19 protein-coding genes are annotated in these 19,978 nt (G+C 70.2%); 11 read left to right on the top strand and 8 right to left on the bottom strand.

Features of this window, described 5'->3' with window-relative positions:
* Nucleotides 1-45 precede the first annotated feature (45 nt).
* Nucleotides 46-1,248 carry a sensor histidine kinase gene (locus tag ACIBEI_RS21570; protein ID WP_398891088.1) on the bottom strand — a complete coding sequence of 401 codons (1,203 nt, stop codon included), beginning with the start codon at nucleotides 1,246-1,248 and terminating at the stop codon, nucleotides 46-48.
* Nucleotides 1,239-1,901: a response regulator transcription factor gene (locus ACIBEI_RS21565; protein ID WP_398891086.1), complete on the bottom strand. Its 663-nt coding sequence runs from the start codon at nucleotides 1,899-1,901 to the stop codon at nucleotides 1,239-1,241. The genes ACIBEI_RS21570 and ACIBEI_RS21565 overlap by 10 nt, the downstream gene beginning before the upstream one ends.
* Before the next feature lie 146 nt (nucleotides 1,902-2,047).
* Between ACIBEI_RS21565 and ACIBEI_RS21560 the strand changes: the two genes are divergently transcribed.
* The 4 genes from ACIBEI_RS21560 to ACIBEI_RS21545 all read left to right on the top strand — a co-directional run bounded on the left by ACIBEI_RS21560 (nucleotide 2,048) and on the right by ACIBEI_RS21545 (nucleotide 5,493).
* A complete protein-coding gene (locus ACIBEI_RS21560) occupies nucleotides 2,048-3,343 on the top strand; it encodes an ABC transporter permease (protein WP_398891084.1) in 1,296 nt (431 codons plus the stop codon).
* A gap of 37 nt (nucleotides 3,344-3,380) precedes the next feature.
* Nucleotides 3,381-3,875: a hypothetical protein gene (locus tag ACIBEI_RS21555; RefSeq protein ID WP_398891082.1), complete on the top strand. Its 495-nt coding sequence runs from the start codon at nucleotides 3,381-3,383 to the stop codon at nucleotides 3,873-3,875.
* 164 nt (nucleotides 3,876-4,039) lie between these two features.
* Nucleotides 4,040-4,768, top strand: coding sequence for an FtsX-like permease family protein (locus ACIBEI_RS21550; RefSeq protein ID WP_398891405.1), 729 nt, complete (start codon nucleotides 4,040-4,042; stop codon nucleotides 4,766-4,768).
* A complete protein-coding gene (locus ACIBEI_RS21545) occupies nucleotides 4,765-5,493 on the top strand; it encodes an ABC transporter ATP-binding protein (protein ID WP_398891080.1) in 729 nt (242 codons plus the stop codon). Before ACIBEI_RS21550 ends, ACIBEI_RS21545 begins: the two co-directional genes overlap by 4 nt.
* 30 nt (nucleotides 5,494-5,523) lie before the next feature.
* Here ACIBEI_RS21545 and ACIBEI_RS21540 read toward each other — a convergent pair whose 3' ends face one another.
* Complete coding sequence (locus ACIBEI_RS21540; RefSeq protein WP_398891078.1) at nucleotides 5,524-6,069, bottom strand: hypothetical protein; 546 nt, start codon at nucleotides 6,067-6,069, stop codon at nucleotides 5,524-5,526.
* 191 nt (nucleotides 6,070-6,260) lie between these two features.
* Between ACIBEI_RS21540 and ACIBEI_RS21535 the strand changes: the two genes are divergently transcribed.
* A complete protein-coding gene (locus tag ACIBEI_RS21535) occupies nucleotides 6,261-7,280 on the top strand; it encodes an MBL fold metallo-hydrolase (RefSeq protein WP_398891076.1) in 1,020 nt (339 codons plus the stop codon).
* Here ACIBEI_RS21535 and ACIBEI_RS21530 read toward each other — a convergent pair.
* On the bottom strand, nucleotides 7,277-8,128 hold the full coding sequence (locus tag ACIBEI_RS21530; RefSeq protein WP_398891074.1) for a class I SAM-dependent methyltransferase: 852 nt from the start codon (nucleotides 8,126-8,128) through the stop codon (nucleotides 7,277-7,279). The genes ACIBEI_RS21535 and ACIBEI_RS21530 overlap by 4 nt on opposite strands.
* A 187-nt stretch (nucleotides 8,129-8,315) precedes the next feature.
* Here ACIBEI_RS21530 and ACIBEI_RS21525 point away from each other — a divergent pair, with 187 nt between their 5' ends.
* Nucleotides 8,316-8,792 carry a DUF6069 family protein gene (locus tag ACIBEI_RS21525; protein WP_398891072.1) on the top strand — a complete coding sequence of 159 codons (477 nt, stop codon included), beginning with the start codon at nucleotides 8,316-8,318 and terminating at the stop codon, nucleotides 8,790-8,792.
* Between the two features lie 135 nt (nucleotides 8,793-8,927).
* Here ACIBEI_RS21525 and ACIBEI_RS21520 read toward each other — a convergent pair whose 3' ends face one another.
* Together ACIBEI_RS21520 and ACIBEI_RS21515 are read right to left on the bottom strand one after the other, a co-directional pair.
* On the bottom strand, nucleotides 8,928-9,455 hold the full coding sequence (locus ACIBEI_RS21520; protein WP_398891070.1) for a hypothetical protein: 528 nt from the start codon (nucleotides 9,453-9,455) through the stop codon (nucleotides 8,928-8,930).
* Nucleotides 9,456-10,224: 769 nt separating this feature from the next.
* The gene (locus ACIBEI_RS21515; RefSeq protein ID WP_398891068.1) at nucleotides 10,225-10,845 is read right to left on the bottom strand and encodes a hypothetical protein; all 621 of its coding nucleotides are present in this window, start codon (nucleotides 10,843-10,845) and stop codon (nucleotides 10,225-10,227) included.
* A 242-nt stretch (nucleotides 10,846-11,087) separates the two neighbouring features.
* Between ACIBEI_RS21515 and ACIBEI_RS21510 the strand changes: the two genes are divergently transcribed.
* From ACIBEI_RS21510 to ACIBEI_RS21500, 3 genes are all read left to right on the top strand, one after another.
* Nucleotides 11,088-12,230 carry a sensor histidine kinase gene (locus ACIBEI_RS21510; protein WP_398891066.1) on the top strand — a complete coding sequence of 381 codons (1,143 nt, stop codon included), beginning with the start codon at nucleotides 11,088-11,090 and terminating at the stop codon, nucleotides 12,228-12,230.
* Between the two features lie 28 nt (nucleotides 12,231-12,258).
* The gene (locus ACIBEI_RS21505) at nucleotides 12,259-12,933 is read left to right on the top strand and encodes a response regulator (RefSeq protein WP_398891403.1); all 675 of its coding nucleotides are present in this window, start codon (nucleotides 12,259-12,261) and stop codon (nucleotides 12,931-12,933) included.
* A 103-nt stretch (nucleotides 12,934-13,036) separates the two neighbouring features.
* A complete protein-coding gene (locus ACIBEI_RS21500; protein WP_398891064.1) occupies nucleotides 13,037-14,530 on the top strand; it encodes a metallophosphoesterase in 1,494 nt (497 codons plus the stop codon).
* A gap of 28 nt (nucleotides 14,531-14,558) precedes the next feature.
* Here ACIBEI_RS21500 and ACIBEI_RS21495 read toward each other — a convergent pair whose 3' ends face one another.
* Nucleotides 14,559-16,373 (bottom strand): SulP family inorganic anion transporter, encoded by a 1,815-nt coding sequence (locus ACIBEI_RS21495; RefSeq protein WP_398891062.1) that lies wholly within the window; start codon nucleotides 16,371-16,373, stop codon nucleotides 14,559-14,561.
* Between ACIBEI_RS21495 and ACIBEI_RS21490 the strand changes: the two genes are divergently transcribed.
* Nucleotides 16,372-16,590, top strand: coding sequence for a hypothetical protein (locus tag ACIBEI_RS21490; RefSeq protein ID WP_398891060.1), 219 nt, complete (start codon nucleotides 16,372-16,374; stop codon nucleotides 16,588-16,590). The genes ACIBEI_RS21495 and ACIBEI_RS21490 overlap by 2 nt on opposite strands.
* Nucleotides 16,591-16,727: 137 nt before the next feature.
* Here ACIBEI_RS21490 and ppk2 read toward each other — a convergent pair whose 3' ends face one another.
* Nucleotides 16,728-17,531 carry a polyphosphate kinase 2 gene (ppk2, locus tag ACIBEI_RS21485; RefSeq protein ID WP_398891058.1) on the bottom strand — a complete coding sequence of 268 codons (804 nt, stop codon included), beginning with the start codon at nucleotides 17,529-17,531 and terminating at the stop codon, nucleotides 16,728-16,730.
* Between the two features lie 48 nt (nucleotides 17,532-17,579).
* Here ppk2 and ACIBEI_RS21480 point away from each other — a divergent pair, with 48 nt between their 5' ends.
* Nucleotides 17,580-19,964 carry a phosphoketolase gene (locus tag ACIBEI_RS21480; RefSeq protein ID WP_398891056.1) on the top strand — a complete coding sequence of 795 codons (2,385 nt, stop codon included), beginning with the start codon at nucleotides 17,580-17,582 and terminating at the stop codon, nucleotides 19,962-19,964.
* The last annotated feature ends 14 nt before the right edge of the window (nucleotides 19,965-19,978 follow it).

Genomic DNA, 19,978 nt, shown 5'->3' with positions numbered 1-19,978 from the left:
GAACGGCTCACCTCCGCTCGCCGGGCGGCTGCTCCGGAACACGAATCACGGGAAACGGACCGTGACGACGAGGCCGCCCGGCCGGCCGGGCTCGGCCGTTGCCCCGGTTCCGTGGGCCTCGGCGATGGAGCGGACGATGGCGAGGCCCAGTCCGTGGCCCGTGGTGCCGATGCGGTCCTGGGTGAGGCGGCGGAACGGCTCGAAAAGGTCCGGCACCCGGTCGGCGGGCACCGGAGGCCCGGTGTTGGCGACGGTCAGCGTGCGGCCGTCGAGCCGTACCCGGACCCGGCCGCCGGGGTGGTTGTACTGAATGGCGTTACGGACCAGGTTGGTCAGCAGGTGGCGCAGCAGCACGGGGTCACCGAGGACGGTCAACTGCCGGTCCGCCGACACCTCTACGTCCACGTGCTCGCTCCTGGCCTGCGGGGCGAGTTCGGCCGCCACCAGTCGGGCCGCGGCCGACAGGTCCACGGTCTCGGTCTCTTCCAGGCCACGATCGCTGCGGGCGAGCAGCAGCAGAGCGGTGATCAGCCGCTCGGCCTCACGGTTGGCGGCGAGCAGATCCTCGCGTACGTCGGCAAGCCCCTCGGGGAGGGGATCGGCGAGGCCGACCTCCAGGCTGGTGCGCTGGACCGCGAGGGGAGTCCTGAGTTCGTGAGAGGCGTTGGCGACAAAGCGCCGCTGGCTCTCGAACGACCTCTCCAGCCGGTCCAGCATGGTGTCGAACGTGTCGGCCAGGCGGTGGAGTTCGTCGTCGGGGCCGGTGAGCGCCAGCCGCTGATGCAGGTTCTGCTCACTGATCCGACGGGTGGCCTCCGTCATCGCGGCGACCGGCCCGAGCGCACGCCCGGCCAGCCACCGGCCGACCAGTCCGGCCAGCAGTGCCATGACGAGCAGCCCGACGGCCGACCAGAGGACCATCTGCCGCAGAGCGGTGTCCTGCACGGCCTGTACGGTCTGGTCGAACTGCCGGACCATGGCGAAGTCGTCGCGAGGCCCGACCGACGGAGGAAGGGTTCCCTGGGGATCCGTGGGCTGCCCGCGCACGGTGGCGAACCCGCCGCCGCTCGGCACGTCACCCTTCGTGATCTCGATTCCCTTGAGCTGCTGGGCCGTTCCATAACGCGCGAGCAGCACCACGAAGGCCAGCAGCGCCGCGCCCGCGAGCAGAAAGAGCAGGGAGAAGGCCACGGTCAGCCGGGCACGGAACGGCATGCCCCGCAGCAGCGCCCGCGGGTTCAGTGGCACAGCCGGTATCCCTGACCCTTGTCGGCGGTGATGAGTCCGGGGTCGCCCAGTTTGCGGCGCAGCCGGCTGACGACGGCCCGTACCACGCTGGTGCGCGGGTCGAGGTTCTCGTCCCAGAGGGTGCGAACGAGTTCGTCGTGCGGCACCGCCATCCCCTGGGCCTCCATCAGCAGTCGCAGGACCGCGAACTCCTTGGGTGTCAGGTCCAGTTGCCGCCCCTCCACGGACACCTCGTGGCGAGCCCGGTCCAGGGTGATGCCCTCGTGTCGTAGCGCGACCGGTGGCGACTTGGGGACGCGGCGGCCGAGCGTCCGTATCCGGGCGACCAGTTCGGCGAAGTCGAAGGGCTTGGCCAGGTAGTCGTCGGCGCCGAGCGTCGTGAGGCCGTAGACCTTGTCCGTGATCTCGCCGGCCGCGGTCAGCATCAGGATCCGCGGCGGGTCGGTCAGTTCGCGCAGCCGTCGGCACACCTCGTCGCCCGTCATGACCGGCAGATCGCGGTCGAGGACCAGCACGTCGTAGTCGGTGAGCAGGCACATACGCTCGGCCTCGTCGCCGGAGACGGCGAGATCGACGGCCATCGCCTGCCGACGCAGACCGGTGGCGATGGTGCGGGCGAGAACGCGATGGTCCTCGGCTACCAGAACTCTCATGCGCCCCATGAAACCCGGCGCGGCATTGCAGCGGAGTAAGGACAGCAGTCGCATCGGCCCCGTCCCCGGCATGGCGAGGACAGTGCCCTTACGCCCCTGTAACGCGCTTATCCCGCTGCAAAGTGCTCCCTGCTTCTGTCGTGGCCATGAACTTCGTCAAGCGCGCCGGCCTGAGCCTGCGTGCCAGGAAAGGCAGGACGGCTGTCCTGCTGGGCATCTTCGCGGTCATCTGCACCCTGCTGCTGGGCGGTTTCCTGCTGCAGGACGCCACCGCCCGTCAGGAGGCGGACGCACAGCGGACGATCGGCGTCGACGTGACGCTGAAGGGCAAGTCCCTCACTCCGGCTCTCGCGGACCGGCTCGGGTCGTCCCCGCGGGTCCACCGGTACAACCCGCGGCTCCCGGTCGAGGCCGGGGCCCGCGGCATCGAACCGCTGGAGTCCGACGTCCCGAGGCCTGGCGGCAACCGCGCCGGGTCGAAGACACGGCGTTCCCTCTCCCTGGCACTGAACGGCGTGCGGGACTCTGGCCTGCTGCTGCCCTTCTCATACGGTTCGAACAAGATCACAGCGGGGCGTGGGATCACTCCTGCGGACGCCGACCGCCGGGTCGCCCTGGTCGAGAAACGGCTGGCCGAGAAGAACGGGCTCAAGGCCGGCGACACCCTCCGGGCACTGGCCGCCGACGGCAAGAGCACCGTGCCGCTCACGGTCGTCGGGATCTTCCGAGACTCGACGCCCGACCCGACGAGGTGGACGCCGCCGCACCTGCTGCCCGGCAACACGCTGTACGTACCAGTCCGCACGGTCCAGCAACTGAGCCCCGGCGCCGCGGACTTGGCCGAAGCGGTCTTCAGGATCGGCGCCCCCGAACAGGCCGAGCAGCTGCATGCCGAGGCCCGGCGGCTCCTCGGCACGGGGTCGTTCGACTTCCGCGTCAACGACAAGGCGTACAAGGACCAGGTCCGTCCGATCCAACGCGTCGGAACCATCGCCAGGCTGATCGTCCAACTCATCGCCGTGGCCGGGGCGCTCATTCTCGGGCTCATCGTGATGCTGCAGATCCGGGAGCGCCGCGACGAACTCGGCATGCTGCTGTCGCTGGGCGAGAAGAAGTGGAAGCTCATCGGCCAGCACACCGTGGAGGTCGCCGCGGTCGCCCTGCCGGCGGTGGCCGTCGCCGCCCTCGCCGGTCAGATCGCCGCCCAGCAGGCGGGTGACGCACTGCTGGGCCACCAGGAGTCCGCCTCTTCCCCGGGCCCCCGAGCCCCGGGCCCCCGAGCCCCGGACGCACCGGCCGACTCGCCCGAGATGCGCGTCCAGCCGTCAGACCTCGGCAAGGTCGCCGGCATCGGTCTCGGCATCTCCCTGGTCTCCACCGTCGTCCCCGGCATCGGGATTCTCCGCCTCCACCCCCGCTCCATCCTCACCGACAGCGAATAAGCACCGCACCGACACAGACCGGGAGAGCCGACCGACCATGAACTTCGTCAAACGCGCAGGGTTCAGCCTGTGGTCCCGCAGGGGCAGGACCCTGATCACCCTCTGCACCTTCCTCGTCATCTCCGTGATGGTGCTGGCCGGGGTACTGATCCAGGACGCGACCGCCCAGGCCAAGAACGAGGCCAAGCGCTCCGTGGGCGCCGAGGTCAACCTGGGGATGGACGTGACCGGCCAGAACGCCGCCGGTGGCATGGTGGCCCCTCAGATCAGCGCCGCAACGGTGGAGAAGCTGGGCGCGTCCAAGCTGGTCCAGAAGTACAACTACTCGATGTTCGACCGGGGCGTCGTCAAGGGCGGCACCGAGCTGGTCACCGGGGGAGTGGACACCAAGCCTCCGGCATGGGTCCCGACGGCACCCCGACCATCGGAGTCCTCGACACCGCGCTCCTGCCCGACTTCCGCAGCGGGAAGTTCCAACTCCTGTCCGGAGCACATCTCACCGCCGCCGACAAGGACAAGCACCTGCTGCTGATCGAGGAGAGGCTGGCGCGGAAGAACGGCCTCAAGACAGGCGACAAGATCACCCTCGGGGCCAACGAAGGCTCTGCCACAGCAGAGTTCACAGTGGCCGGGATCTACCGCGACCCGCGACCCAGCTCCGAACCCGAGCCCGAGTACTTCGTCGACCCGGCCAACATGCTGTACGCGTCCGTCGGAGGCTTCGCCGGGCTCAACGCCACCAAGGACGCTTCGCTGCAGGTCAGGAATGCGACCTTCCTCCTCCAGGACGCCGAAGACCTGGAGAGGTTCAAGGAGGAGGCCGGGCGGGAAGCGGGGTCCGAGCTGGACGGCTTCAAGCTGGACGCGAACGACAAGGCGATCCGGCAGATGACCGGCCCCCTGGACAGCATCGGTTCCACCGCCACCCTCGCGATGTGGCTGATCGGCATCGCGGGCGCCGCCGTACTCGTCCTCCTCGTCAACCTCGCGGTCAAACAGCGCCGCAAGGAGTACGGCGTACTACTGGCCATGGGCGAGAAGAAGTGGAAGCTCATCGCCCAGCAGGCGCTGGAGATCGTCGCGGTCGCGGCCCTCGCCATCGGGCTGAGCTTCCTGTTCACCCAGAACCTGACCCAGAGCGCGAGCCGGTCGCTGCTCGGCGAAGAGGCAGCCGAAGCCCGGCACAAGCTCGAATCCTGGCAGCCCCCCGCTCCCGGCAGCACCGGCATCGACCAGGGCATCGACCCGGACGACAAGCCGGTGGAGAACGCCGACCCCATCGACAGGATCGACATACGTCTCGACCCCGCGGCCCTCGCCACCGTGGGCGCCGTCGGCCTCGGTCTCGGACTGCTCGCCACGGCCGTCCCGGCCGCCTCCGTACTGCGGCTCAGCCCGCGGACCATCCTCACGAAGGGCAAGTGACAGCCACCATGACCAACACCAACACCAACAACACCGCGAGCGCCGCCGAACCCCCGCCCGTCCTCCGGCTCGACGGCGTCAGCCACACCTACATCGGCCAGCGCCGCCGGACCACCGTGCTGAAGAACATCGACTACAGCTTCCGGCGCGGCACCTTCTACACCGTGCTAGGACCCTCGGGCAGCGGCAAGACCACCCTGCTCAGCCTCGCGAGCGGCCTCGACGCACCCACCCGGGGGACCGTCAGCTTCAACGGCCAGGACCTGACGAAGCTCGGCCTCGGCCGCTACCGCAACAAGCACGCCGCCACGGTCTTCCAGCACTACAACCTGCTCACCTATATGACCGCCCTTCAGAACGTCACCACCGCCATGGAGATCACCGGAGTGAAGCCAAGCACCGGCGGGCGCAGGGCGCGCGCACTGGAACTCCTGGAGCGGGTCGGCCTGGACAGGCACATGGCGACGCGCAACGTCATGCGGCTCTCCGGCGGCCAGCAGCAGCGCGTCGCCATCACCCGCGCCCTGGCCTGCGACGTCGACATCCTCTTCGCCGACGAACCCACCGGAAACCTCGACGAGGACACCGCCCAGGGCATCATCGACACCTTCCGCGAACTCGCCCACGAACAGGACAAGTGCGTGGTCGTCGTCACCCACTCCCAGCGCCTGGCATCCCAGTCCGATCGCGTACTCACCCTGCGCAAGGGCAAGTTGACGGAGTGACTCCTGGGCGGCTCGCTCGCCGTACGCGGTTTACTCCGGAAGCTCCAGCATGGGTTCACCGCAGGACCGGCATTCGGCGAAGACATCGAGATCGTTGAGTATCTCGGCGTACTCGGTGTGTCCCTTGAGGGCCGCCGCGGCCGCGAGCAGACAGCGAGTGGTGATCTGGTCGTGCTCCGCCGCGGCCAACGTGTCCGCCAGCAGGGTCATGGCCTCGGGGAGCGCCTGACGATAGGCATCCGCGATGTCCTGGGGCAGGTCGGCCGGAGTCTCGCCCAGTTCGCCGGAACACATGGCCACGAGGCCGACGACGTACAGGTAGTCGTCCCGCTTGGCCGGAGGAAGCCCGCGCGCGATCGTGACGATGTACGGCACGGCCGCGTAGGCGGCCGGCCAGGCGGTGCCCTCGGAACACAGGTACGGCCACAGGTCGTTGAAGTGACCGCCGTTCGTGGGGTCGGCCATCAGGTGGCGCAACTCGTCGGGCACGAAGGGGGCGTCGGGCCAGCTGCCCTGCCCCTTGGACCAACCCCGGTGGTCGAGGGCGGGCCAGCGCGGGTCGTCCAAAGGCATCATGGGCGGAAAGTGTAGGTGGACCGGATCGCCCGTCGGGCGGGAGGTTCAGGTGTCCTTGGCAGCGATCCGACCAGGCCCGACGACGGCGGCGTACGGGGTGCCGTGCACGAAGGCGCGACTTGCTCCGGCACTGCCGCCTATCGTGATCCTGATTCGACTCACGTGTCACAACGGCAGTCAGGAGACTCTCCATGGCCCATTTACCGGAACCCGAGGACTCGACCGGCCACCCGTCCAGACGTCGCTTCGGCCGGCTCGCCGCCCTCGGACTCGCCACCGCTACAGGCTCGTTCGCACTCAGCTCACCAGCAGCGGCCGTCGGAGCGGAAGCAGCGCAGGACCACTACGACCGTGCCCGCGGGCTGGCAGGCAGCGATCCGGTCCTCCTCGCCGTCGTGAGGGCTCTGACGCCTGGCATCGACTTTCCCCGTCCGCCCGCGCCTGAGCCGCTGAAGCTCTTCGACAACCTGGCCTTTCTGAGCACCGGTTGGGTCTCGGCCATGGCGGTGCTGACCGACGACGGGATCGTACTGATCGACGCGCTCACGTCCCCCGCGGAGGCCGAGGGTGTTCTCGTCCCCGGGCTGCGTGCGCTGGGAGCCGATCCTAAGACGATCAAGTACGTCGTCGTCACCCATGGCCACGACGACCACTTCGGGGGCGCGCAGTACCTCGCCGACCGTTACGGAGCACGGGTGTTGATGGCACCGGCCGACTGGGACCTCATCGCCCGCACCCGGCCGGACCACGCCCCCACCAGGGACCTGGAGATCGCGGACGGGCAACGGCTTACGCTCGGCGGCACGACGGTCCGACTGCACCACACCCCGGGCCACACCTCGGGCACCGTCTCACCGGTCATCCCCGTACGGGCTGGACGCGAGCGCCACACGGCCATGCTGTGGGGCGGAATGAACCCGCCCACCTCACTCACGGAGCTGCGCACCTACCTGGCGTCCATCCACTCCTTCCGCGACCGGATCCGCCGGGCCGGCGTGGACGTGGAACTGTCCAACCACCCCAACGACCACGGTCTCCAGCGCGCCGAGCAGCTCCGGAACCGTCCTGACGGAGTGAACCCCTTCGTGCTCGGCCGGCCGCGCACGCAGCGGTTCATGGCGGTGATGGACCTCATGCTGCGCGGCAGGATCGCCGACGCCGAAGCGGCCGAAACCCCGGGCGGCACCCTCCGCCGGGCCGAGCCCGCCTAGAGGGAGGCGAGCAGCCCGTACAGGAGAGGGATGCGCGGCGCGCTGTCCGGCAGGCGCCACCAGCCGGAAGGGGTGCGGACCATCTGCGGGAAGCGTGGCCAGGGGAGTTCCTCGCTCTCGCGGAGCCGGACGATGCGCAGGCCGGCTCCGGCCAGTGCGTTGATCACCTCGTCCAGGCCGTGCCGCCACTCGAAACTCTCCGTCGCGCCGTCGACCGCCGGGCCGTCGGTGTACGTGTGGGTGGAGTTTCCGCGGATGGCGCCGCGCCCCTGGAGATAGTCGTGGCGCAGCAGAAGGTCCGGGCCCTCGTCGGGGGCGGGCTTGGGGCCGAGGGCGTTGAGCAGGGGGTGGAACTCGACGAGGTACAGCCGTCCACCCGGTTTGAGGAGACGGGCGATCACCTCCGCCCAGCGGTCCAGATCCGGCAGGTAGCACAGCGCCCCCTTGCCGGTGTAGACCACGTCGAAGAGTCGCCGGCCGAGCGCGTCCACCGCGTCGTACACGTTGGCGCGTACGTAGTCGACGTCGCAGCCAGCCTTCGCCGCGAGGTCCCGGGCCGCCGTCACCGACGCCCCGGAGATGTCGAGGCCGACCGTGCGCGCTCCGCGCCTCGCGAACGCGAGGGTCTCCGTGCCCAGATGGCACTGCAGATGCGCGACCTCCCGCCCGGCCAACTCGCCGAGGTCCTCCCATTCGAAGGGAGCGAACCAGCGGAACGGATCGGGTCGCTCCTCCACACCGTAGAAACGGCTGGCCAGGTGTACGGGAGTCCGCGCGTCCCAGTTCGCCCGGTTGGCCTGCATCATCTCCCGGACCACGGGATCGAACCGCTCGGCAGCCTCAGTCATGGCTCCATACAACCGTGAAATCCGTTCCGGCCGAAGCATGTCGGGTGGATCTCGACGAGCCCCTTCGTGAACTCCCCTCGCACGCACCCCGAAAGAAGGTGACCGGCGACCGATGAGTTGTCGGGCGGACCGAGGTCTACCCCTGCGAAAGGCATCAACACCCAACAACGAAGCAGGAGTCAGTGCCATGAGCGCAATCACGTCCCAGACCCGTCCCGCTACCTCGTCCCTGTCCTCCGCCCGTTCCGCCCGGCTGCTCGACACGCGCCCCGTGTGGCTGGTCGGCGTACTCGCCACACTCGCCGGTGCCGTCGTGACCGAGGGCTTCGGGCTCATCGCCCGCGGCGTCGGGGTACCGATGGAGGCGGCCAGTCCCGGCGCCACGGAAGCGGCGGAGATCCCAGTGGGCGGCTTCTTCGGCGGTGTGCTGTTCTGGTCGGTCGTCGGCATCGTTCTCGCGGTGGTTCTGGCGCGCTGGGCCAAGCGGCCCGCCCGCACCTTCGTGGTGACCACGGTCGCGCTCACCGCGCTGTCCGTCGCCGGTCCGGCGGTGGCTCCGCACACCGCGACCTCCACCCAGATCGTCCTGGCGATGTCCCATCTGGTCGCCGCCGCTGTGATCATTCCGGTGGTGGCGCGTCGGCTCTCCCACCGGCGCCCGTGACCCGCAACGCAGGACATGCGGCAGCTGTGGCGGCCGGCCCATGTGGGCCGGCCGCCATTGACGTCGTGTGGCGCCGGCGGTGTGCCATGGCTCAGCCCCGGTTGGGCGCACCCCGAGGTGGCGCCGGCGGCGAGGTCAGGCGCAGAGGACGCGGGTCTCGGGTGTGTAGACCGGACCGCCGCTGGTGTTGGCGCTGTCGCTGAACTCCGCGTAGAAGTACGAGTAGAAGCCGATGTTCCCGTTGCAGCCGGAGTCGGCGGCGACCTGAAGGGTGAGCGTGACGGTCCGGCTCTGCCCCGGCGGGATGGTGGCGCCGTAGTTGGTGCCGAGGTTGGCGGGACCGGTGCCGGTGCACGGAACGCTGCCGGCCGCCGTGGCCAGGCTGCAGCCGGTGAAGCTGTACTTGAGGTCGGGCCGTTGGGTGGTCAGCCAGGTGGGCTCGATCGTCTGGTAGATGAACCAGACGTCGTAGGTCCTGTTGTTGGTGAGCGTCATCGACAGATTCACCGTGCCACCCGGGGTCGCGGTGGCGCTGTCGGTGGTGAAGGTCAGATCGGCCGGGCCCGGTTCGGCCGCGCTCGCGCTGGGCGCGAGACCGAACAGGGCGAGGACGAGGGCGAGGATGCCGGTGAGACCGATGCGTCTCATCTGTGTTGATCGCATGACCCGGGAGGCTAGGCAAACCGCGAACGCACCGTCTTCCCCAAGGGACACATCCGGAGCGATGCTCGGCCGGAAGTGTGCGTCCGGTGATGCCACCGTGAAGGCGCCTCCACGAATGGCCACTTCCTGTATTCGTGCACGGCAACGCGGGATCGATGGCCCGATGAGCGCGGCGAGCCGTGCCGGATGGCTCTTCGGAAGGGTGTGGAGGGGCGTGGCGGTAATGGCGGATACAGGATGCGTCGGCCGCCGCTGAACGAGCACCGCTGCGTGCGAAGCGATGAAAGTTTCGGTCAATCATACGCATTTGGGCCACGTGCGTAGCCGCATGACCGGCCCTGGCCCTGCCCCGGATCTCCGCTCGGGCCGAGTTGCGCGCGTGGTCGATCGCGGTGGCGCGGGACTGGCGCTGGTCGTGCCGTTGGTGGTCCTCGCCCGTACTCAGGCTCGGCAGATCGCCTGGAACACGCCGCCGACTGGAGCAGCGCCGGTGCGGTGCTGCGTGAGATGTCCGCCGGCCGTCTGCGTGGCAAGGCGGTCCTGAGCGTCGCCTGACCCCAGCCGGGCCGGCCGGGCGAAGGCAGCCCGGCCGGCCCGCGTACCCCTGCGCTGCACCGCCCCCGCGCCGACAGTGCCCGGGGCGCCCCCGGCGCAGCGCATTCCTCAGAAGGACTGCTCGTGCCGGGACCGGAGCGGCACACTCGGGCCCGGCACGAGAAGTACGGGCCATCCCGGCGGTCTTGCGCGTGACGGCGAGTGGTCTGCCCCTTCAGACCGACACCCGGGCCTTGGCCGTGGCGTGTTGGGCTTCCGGTGCCGTGCGCCACAGCGCCGCCGCGAGCCACATCAGGATGACGCCCACCAGGATGTGCAGCCCGATCGTGAGCAGGCTGTCGGACAGGCCGGTGAGGAACGCGAACAGCGGCAGGACGACGGCGTAGCCCCAGGCGGGAATCCTCGGAAACAGCCGGGCGCGGATCATCGCCGCCCCGAACAGCGCACAACCCACGGCGAACACGGCCGCACAGCCGATGAGCACGGGGATCGTCGGGCCGGTCAGCGCCCCGTCGATGACGTCGTCGTCGAAGTAGAACAACACCAGGTTCGAGGCGAACGCGGCACTGCCGAACAGGCCGATACCGATGAGGTTCACGATGTGTGCCACCTCTGCGAAGCGGCCGGTGGTGGGGCGCTGCCGCAGGTGCAGCGCGGTGAGCAGCGGCAGGGCGAACGCGGGGGAGAGGCCGAGCGGGACGCTGGTCGCCGTGGTCTCCCCGGTGAACGCCTCGACCAGCGAGGGGAGGGCGATCAACAGACTGGACAGCACTCCGCACAGGGCGCCGGCGCGGATCGTCGATGAGGTGATGGGTGAGGCAAGGGGTGAGGACATGAGGCCAACTCCGGTTGCTCCGACGGTTCTGGCAGTGGGACAGGCCGCAACCGTAGGGAGCCGCCGATCAGCAGCAGGAGGTGCAGAACGGGGACATCGGCAGCCGGAAGTCACCATCTCCCGTGCGCCGTCCAGCCGTTCGGCACGTGCCGTTCGGCCTCGACCGCCCGGATTTTCCGCGGTGAGGCCGCTGAGCCGTCGGGTTCGGCCTAGCCTGACGACAGCGGGTGAAGGGGGTGTCCATGGCGGCGTACGGGCCCGTGCGGTGGGTGCCGCCGCTGCTGTACGGCGCCGTGCTCGTGGGCGGTCTGTACTACGCGGCGGCCGGACTGGGCGACGGCCCGGGCCCGTCGGTGTGGCGGACGATCGGCTTCGTCGCCGCGATCGGGGCGCTGTTCGTCCTGGAGGCCGCGGGGCACCGCCGTCCCGTGGCCCGGATGCCGCTGCTGCTGGCGCGCTGTGCCCTGATCGTCGCGGCGGTGGCCCTCGACGCCTCGGACCTGGCCCAAGTCCTGTTCGTGCTGCTGCCGTTCACCGCCTACTTCGCCTTCGGCCGTACGACCGCGCTCGCGCTGGGCGGGCTCTGCCTGGCCGGGCTACTCACGCTGTACGTCCTGACCGCTCCCGGCTGGTACCGCGATCTGGAGCACATCTCCGACCTGTTGATGCTCACCGTCGGCCTAGTACTGGCACTCTCGATGGCCGCCGTGGCCGTCGGTGAACAGCGGGCCCGGCGCGAACTGGAGGAGTACGCGACGCGGGTCGCCGAGCTGTCGGCCGCCACCGAACGCAACCGGCTGGCGCGGGACATCCACGACAGCCTCGGTCACCATCTCACGGCGATGTCCGTGCAGTTGGAGATGGCCTCCGACTTCCGGGCCCTGGACCCCGACGCGGCCCAGCGGGCGCTGAACGAGGCAAGGCGCTCGGTGAAGCTCGCACTCGGCGACGTACGGCAGTCGGTGCGCGCGCTGCGTGGCGAGGCGGCGCACCCCACGCTCTCGGCCGCGCTCTCCGGCCTGGCCCACGGAGGCGGGGCCCGGCCGGTGGTCACCGTCGAGGTGACGGGCGACGAGGACGGCCTCGGCGCGGCCGAGCTGACCGCCCTGTACCGGGCCGCCCAGGAGGCGGTGACCAACGCGCGCCGCCATGCGCGGGCCACGCGGGTGACGGTGGCGGTCCTGCTGGCCGAGGACACCGCGCGGCTGGTGGTGACAGACGACGGCCGTGGCTTCGTACCGGACGCGGCCGTCAGCGGGTTCGGGCTCCTCGGGATGAGGGAACGGGTGCACCTGGTGGCGGGGAGCGTGGACATCGACAGCGGTCCGGATGCCGGTACGCGGCTTACGGTGACCGTGCCGCGCGGGAAGACCGCGCGGAGATGAGCAGGGACGGGCGTGGGTCGAGATGACCATGGACGACCAGGAGCCGGCACCGCCGGTCCGGGTGCTGGTGGTCGACGACCAGCGGCTCATCCGCGACGGCATCGCCTCGCTGCTCGCCATCCGGCCGGGCATCGCGGTCGTCGGTACGGCCGTGGACGGACGGGACGCCGTGGCGAAGACTCTCGAACTGGGTCCGGACGTCGTGCTCATGGACGTCCGGATGCCGGAGATGGACGGGATCGAGGCCGTCGCCGTACTCCGCCGCCAGGCACCGGAGTGCCGGGTGGTCATGCTGACGACGTTCGAGGACGAGGAGTACGTCGTGCAGGCGCTGCGGGCCGGCGCCCACGGCTACCTGCTCAAGGACCTGCCGGCCGAGGAACTCGCCCACGCGGTCCGCCTGGCGCACGCGGGCGTCACCCAGCTCGACTCGTCCGTCGCCCGCCACCTCACGGCCTCCTTGCCGGCCCCCAAGCCCGCCCCGACCGCCAACCCTGCCGAGACTGTTGCCGCCGCCCTGAGCCCGCGTGAGACGGACATCCTGCGGCTCGTGGCGCAGGGCCACACCAACAGGGAGATCGCCGCGCGGCTCTACCTCAGCGAGGGCACGGTCAAGAACCACGTGTCCCGCATCCTCACCCGCCTCGCCCTGCGCGACCGCACCCAGGCGGCCCTGCGCGCCCGGGACCTCGGCCTGCTGTGAGAACCGCGCACGCCGTCGTCGACAGAGCCGCGCACGCCGGCGTTTCAAGTGGCCGCCGTCCGCCGCACTGTTGCGGTTCACCACCAGCGGGCACGAATCAGACATGTATTGCTGCCTCTCCGCTCCCCACGGTGGCCTGCGATCCGCCGCACTCCTCGCCCCCGCCCTGCTCCGAGCCCTCCACGCCGCTGGCCGCCGCGGTACCACGCAGATACGCCACCCCCGCGACCCGGATGCCGTGTCCGCGGTCAACCTGGAACTGGTCACCCTCACCGAGGACCTGGCTGTCATCACCTGGTACACCGGCGTGACCGGCAGCGACGACGGATTCGGCCACCTGCTCCCCGCGGTGACCGAGGGTGAAGTCGTCTACGGCACCCACCCCGCCCGACTGAACCTCACCGCCTCCGAAGGCCGCCGCACCGCCCATCACTACGTGGAACTGACCGACCTGGAACCCGGACAGACGTACTACTACCAAGCCCGCTCCCGGGGTTCGGCGGCCACACCCACACCGCTGCACCTCGTCAAGGGCAACGCCGTCGGAACCTCGCTGCACGGGTTCGGCTCGCGCGGCGGCCCGTACTCCTTCACTACGCCCCAGCCTCCCCCCGGACGCCACCTGAGGACGATCGCCCTCTGCAACGACCTGCACCTGGGGGAGACCACGGCCGGTCTTGTGGCCGGGGTTCCGTTGATGCGGGGCGTCTCGCAGCGGCTCGGCCTCGCCCCGTATCCGGAGATCATGGGCCGGGCCCTGGTCGACGAGGCACGTCGGCGCGGAGCCGACCATCTGCTGGCCGCAGGGGACATCTCGGCCGGCGGCGCGCCGCACGATCTGGCCGGGGCCAGACAGATCCTGGACGGCTTCGGCACGTACGGACAGGACTACTTCGTCGTCCGCGGGAACCACGACCGGCCCGGACCGAAGAGCGGCCACGTCCCGTCCGGCGACAGCTTCCTGCACGAATTCCCCGGTGGCGACGGGCCCGCGTACTTCGTACGCGATCTCGGCGGGCTGCGGATCGTCGGACTGGACACCTACGAGAAGTGGGGCAACGGCGGCGACTCGGGCGGACTCTCGTCCGACCAACTAGCCTGGTTCCGAGCCCGGTTGAGGGAGAACAGGGATCAGCCGACCATGGTCTTCGGACACCACCCGCTGACCGTACGCAACTCACTGTTCCCCGTGATGAGCGGCCAGCGCCTCAACCGCCGCCAGGCCCGCGCGATTCTCGCCGCCTACGCAGTAGCCCCCGGCGTCTTCCTCCACCACGCCGGTCACACCCACCGCAACAAGCGCACCGTCCTCCCACAGGCCCGGCACGTCACGCTCCAGGAGGTCAGTGCCGTGAAGGAGTACCCGGGCGGCTTCTGCCTCCTCCGGATCCACACGGGCGGCTACGCCCTCAACTACTACAAGACGAGCAGCGGACCGGCCCGCGAGTGGAGCGAGCGCAGCCGACGCGTGGCGGCGGGCCTGTGGCCGCAGCACGCCCTCGGCCGATCGGTCTGCGACCGCAACAGCGTCACCACCCGCGACCTCTCGGGCATCACCCCGCCCGCGTCGCGACCAGCGGTCCGTGGTGCTGCCTAGCCGACGGGCGGGTCAGCCGGCGGGCAGGTCAGCCGGTCGGCGGGTCGGATTCCTCGGCGTCGTGCCCCTTCCCGGGCCCGGTGCCCCTGGCGCGACCCCACTCGTGGTACGCCGCGACAGCGGTGGGCAGCGTCGGGAAGACCAGATCGGCGCCGACCGACTCGGTCAGGCCGTACGCGTCCAGGTCGTCCATCAGATCCTGCTTGACGCGGGCGAGGGCGAACACGATGCCGCGTCGGGCCAGTTCGAGGCGCAGCGCGTCGACGGCGTCCAGGGCGGTGATGTCGACCTCGACGTTGGCCTCGGTGTTGAGGACGAACCACCGGACCGGGTCCTCCTGTTCGTCGACGGCGGCCAGGGCCCGGCGCCGGAAGTCCTCGGCGTTGGCGAAGAACAGGGGCGAGTCGTAGCGGTAGACCAGCAGACCGGGGATGGTGCGGGCCTGTGGGTAGTCGTCGATGTCGTGCATCCCGGCCACACCTGGGACCACTCCCTGGACGGCATCGTGCGGACGGGCCACGCGGACCAGCAGCTCCGCGACCGACAGGCCGACGGCGACGATCACGCCGTACAGGATGTCCAGGGCCAGTACCCCGGCCAGGCAGCCGAGGGCCAGCAGCAGTTCCCGGCGGCGGAAGGACGCCAGTCGGCGGAAGCCCGCCAGGTCGATCATGCGGACGGCGGCGTACACGACGAGCGCGCCCAGGACGGCCGAGGGCGTGCGGGCCAGCAGCGGGCTCAGGAAGAGCAGGACCGCGAGGACCACCGCACCGGCGACCAGCGAGTACGCCTGGCTGCGGGCACCCGCCGAGGAGGCGAGCGCGGTCCGGCTGGCGCTGCTGCTCACCGGGAAACCGTGCAGTGCGCTCGCACCCAGGTTGGCCGCGCCGAGGGCCAGGAACTCCTGGTTGGGGTCGAGGCCGGGGCTCTTGTCGCCGGAGGAATCGTCGGAGGAGTCGACGGTGAAGGCACGCGCGGTGAGGATGAAGTCCGTGTAGCCCACGAGGAGGACTCCGAGGGCCGGCAGGACCAGGTGTGCCAGTTCGGTCAGGTCGGGCGCGGCGAGGCCGGGCAGCCCCGACGGGACCTCGCCGATCACCTTGATGCCGTACCGGTCGTCGAGGTCGAACATCGCCACGGTCGCCGTGCCGAGCACCACGGCCAGCAGGGGGCCGGGGACCGTCCGGAAGAACCGCGCCACGGTGAAGAGGAACGCGAGTGTGACGGCGCCGAAGAGCAGCGTCGCCGCGTGGACCTGCGTCAGGTGCCGTACGAAGGACCAGAATTGGGCGAAGAACGCCGAACCCGTCGTGCGTACGCCGGTGAGCTTGGGCAGCTGGTCCACGATCATGATCAGTGCCACGCCCGCGAGGTAGCCGATCAGGACGGGCCGGGAGAGCAGGTCCGCGAGGAACCCCAGCCGCACCGCCCACGCCACCAGGCACAACAGGCCCACCGTGAGTGCGAGGGCGGCCGCCAGGGCGGCGTAGCGATCCGGGTCTCCGGCGGCCAGCGGGGCGACCACGGTCGCCGTCATCAGCGCGGTCGTCGACTCGGGACCGACCGACAGCAGACGTGAGGAGCCGAACACGGCGTACAGCGCGAGTGCGGGCAGGATCGCCCACAGCCCGGCGACCGGCGGCAGACCCGCCACGCCCGCGTACGCCATCACCTGCGGGACGAGGTACGCGGCCACGGTCACCCCGGCCAGCAGGTCGCCCTTCAGCCACGAGCGCCGGTAGCCGAGGAGCGTGCCGACTCCGGGCGCGAGGTGCCCGAGGAGAGTGCCGGGCCCCTGTGCCGGACGGCGCCCCGGAACGTGCCCGCCCGCGCTCCTTGCCATGAGCCTCCTTCTGCCGCGTGACCTCAGGATCCACCGAGTGGCGGACGGCCGCGAGACGCCGACCCGGCCGGTGTCCACCGGCTGCACTCGGCGGGCCGGATCACGATGGGCCTGGAGACCCGCCGGCCCGCTCGCGAGCGTCACAGAGCGCGTCGACGAGGTGCCGCGCGGCCGGATCACGGCAAGGATCGTCCTCGACCCCGGTGAAGGAAGGTGAGGACGGTGGAGTATCCCCCGGTCGTCGGTGTCGTCGGTGTCGTCGGTGTCGTCGGTGCCGACGGCTCCGGACCCTGCATGCGCCGTCGACCGGGCGGCGGACGAGGCCGCCCATGCCGGCGTACCGCTGCGGCCGGCTCAGAGGCTCGCCGCGTGATCGGGAACGTATGTCTGCAGATCGCGCGGCGGGCGCTGGTAGCCGGTCGACGGCGGCCGGGGCGGCAGCTCCAGCACCGGCGGCGGCACCTCGTGGTACGGAACGGAACTCAGCAGATGGGCGATCATGTTCAGGCGGGCCCGGCGCTTGTCGTCGCTCTCCACGACGAACCACGGGGCCTCCGAGACGTCCGTGTGCACCAGCATCTCGTCCTTCGCCCGGGAGTACGCCTCCCAGCGGGTGATCGACTCCAGGTCCATCGGAGAGAGCTTCCAGCGCCGCGTCGGGTCCTTCAGCCGCTGCCGGAACCGCTTCTGCTGCTCCGTGTCACTCACCGAGAACCAGTACTTGCGCAGCAGGATCCCTTCCTCCACCAGCATTCGTTCGAAGATCGGGCATTGACGGAGGAAGAGCTGGTACTCCTCCTTGGTGCAGAAACCCATGACGTGCTCGACACCGGCGCGGTTGTACCAGCTGCGGTCGAGCAGCACGATCTCCCCGGCTGCGGGCAGATGCTCGACGTACCGCTGGAAGTACCACTGGGTGCGCTCGCGCTCGGTCGGCTTGGGCAGCGCCACGGTCCGCGCGACGCGCGGGTTGAGGTGCTCCGAGACCCGCTTGATCGTGCCGCCCTTGCCCGCCGCGTCGCGCCCCTCGAAGACCACCACCAGCCGGGTGCCCTCGGCCCGCACCCACTCCTGGAGCTTCACCAGCTCCGTCTGCAGACGCAGCAGCTCCTGCTCGTACGCCGCGCGCGGCACCTTCGCCGTCTTCTTGCCGGCCATGCCGCCTCCTCCGCTCGATGACGTCCTTCGATGACCTCTGGAGTCACCATGACCAACGTCGAACACCAGGACAGCACCGTACTGACCGACGAGGAACTGCGCACCCTGGACGCCCACTGGCGGGCCGCCAACTACCTTGCCGTGGGCCAGATCTACCTGATGGCCAATCCGCTGCTCACCGAGCCGCTGGCACCCGCGCACATCAAGCCCCGGCTGCTCGGCCACTGGGGCACCTCGCCCGGCCTCAACCTCGTGCACACACACCTCAACCGCGTGATCAAGGCCCGCGGTCTCGACGCCCTGTGCGTCTGGGGTCCCGGCCACGGCGGTCCGGCCGTCCTCGCCAATTCCTGGCTGGAGGGCAGCTACAGCGAGACCTACCCGGACGTCTCGCGCGACGCGGCCGGCATGGACCGGCTCTTCCGGCAGTTCTCCTTCCCCGGCGGTGTGCCCAGCCATGTGGCCCCCGAGACACCGGGCTCGATCCACGAGGGCGGCGAGCTGGGCTACTCCCTCGCCCACGCGTACGGGGCCGCCTTCGACAACCCCGATCTGCTGGTCGCCTGCGTGATCGGTGACGGCGAGGCGGAGACCGGGCCACTGGCCGCCTCCTGGCACTCGAACAAGTTCCTGGACCCGGTGCACGACGGCGCGGTCCTGCCGATCCTGCACCTCAACGGCTACAAGATCGCCAACCCGACCGTGCTGTCCCGGCTTCCGGAGCACGAACTCGACGCCCTGCTGCGGGGATACGGACACGAGGCGATCCACGTCACCAGTGACGACCCGCGCGAGATCCACCGCGCCATGGCCGGCGCCTTCGACCAGGCCCTCGACCGCATCGCGCTGATGCAGAACACGGCTCGTGAGGACGGCGCGACGGAACGGGTGCACTGGCCCGTGATCGTGCTGCGTACCCCGAAGGGCTGGACCGGCCCCGCCGAGGTCGACGGGGAGCCGGTCGAGGGAACGTGGCGGGCACACCAGGTCCCGCTGGCGGGCGTTCGCGAAAACCCCGACCACCTGCGCCAGTTGGAGACGTGGCTGCGCTCGTACCGGCCCGAGGAACTCTTCGACGTCGACGGCCGGCCCACCGCGGACGTCCTCGCCTGCATCCCCGAGGGGACCCGCCGGCTGGGCGCCACCCCGCACGCCAACGGCGGCCTGCTCGTACGAGACCTGCCCGTCCCGTCGCTCGACCGATTCGCCGTGCACGTCGACAAGCCGGGCGAGACCGTGCACGAGCCGACCCGGGTCCTGGGCGACCTGCTGGAACAGGTCATGAGGGAGACGTCGGACCGTCGTGACTTCCGCCTCGTCGGCCCCGACGAGACCGCCTCCAACCGGCTCCAGGCCGTCTTCAACGCCAGCGGCAAGGCCTGGCAGGCGCAGACGCTCCAGGTGGACGAACACCTGGACCGGCACGGCAGGGTCATGGAGATCCTCTCCGAACACCTCTGCCAGGGCTGGCTGGAGGGCTATCTCCTCACCGGACGGCACGGTCTGTTCTCCTGCTACGAGGCGTTCGTGCACATCGTCGACTCGATGGTCAACCAGCACATCAAGTGGCTCAAGACATCGAGGGAGTTGCCGTGGCGGGCCCCGATCGCCTCGCTCAACTACCTTCTGACATCGCATGTCTGGCGCCAGGACCACAACGGCTTCTCGCACCAGGACCCCGGCTTCGTCGACCACGTCCTGAACAAGAGCCCCGAGGTCGTACGGGTCTACCTGCCGCCGGACGCCAACACCCTGCTCTCCGTGGCCGATCACGCCCTGCGCAGCCGTGACTACGTGAACGTGATCGTCGCGGGCAAGCAGCCCTGCTTCGACTGGCTCTCCATGGACCAGGCCCGCGTCCACTGCGCACGGGGAGCGGGGATCTGGGAGTGGGCGGGCTCCGCCGACGGAGACCGCGAGCCCGACGTCGTCCTGGCCTGCGCGGGCGATGTCCCCACCCAGGAGATCCTGGCCGCCTCCGATCTGCTCCGGCGTCATCTGCCCGAGCTGGCCGTCCGGGTCGTCAACGTCGTCGACATGGCCCGGCTGCTGCCGCGCGAGGAACACCCGCACGGGATGGGCGAGTTCGAGTACGACGGCCTGTTCACCACCGACAAGCCGGTGATCTTCGCCTACCACGGCTATCCCTGGCTCATCCACCGCCTCGCCTACCGCCGCACCGGCCACGCCAACCTCCATGTCCGCGGTTACAAGGAGATGGGCACCACCACGACCCCGTTCGACATGGTCGTCCGCAACGACATGGACCGCTACCGCCTCGTCATGGACGTCATCGACCGCGTCCCCGGCCTCGGCGTCCGCGCCGCCGCCGTACGCCAGCGGATGGCGGATGCCCGCACCCGCCACCACACCTGGATCCGCGAACACGGCACGGACCTGCCCGAGGTCGCCGACTGGACCTGGACCGGCTGACCCCCCTTCTCCGG

Origin of the sequence: Streptomyces sp. NPDC050988, from assembly GCF_044456225.1 — a bacterium.
Taxonomy (GTDB): domain Bacteria; phylum Actinomycetota; class Actinomycetes; order Streptomycetales; family Streptomycetaceae; genus Streptomyces.
The sequence above is the reverse complement of the archived record's forward strand: the minus strand, read 5'-3'. Positions and strand labels throughout refer to the sequence as shown.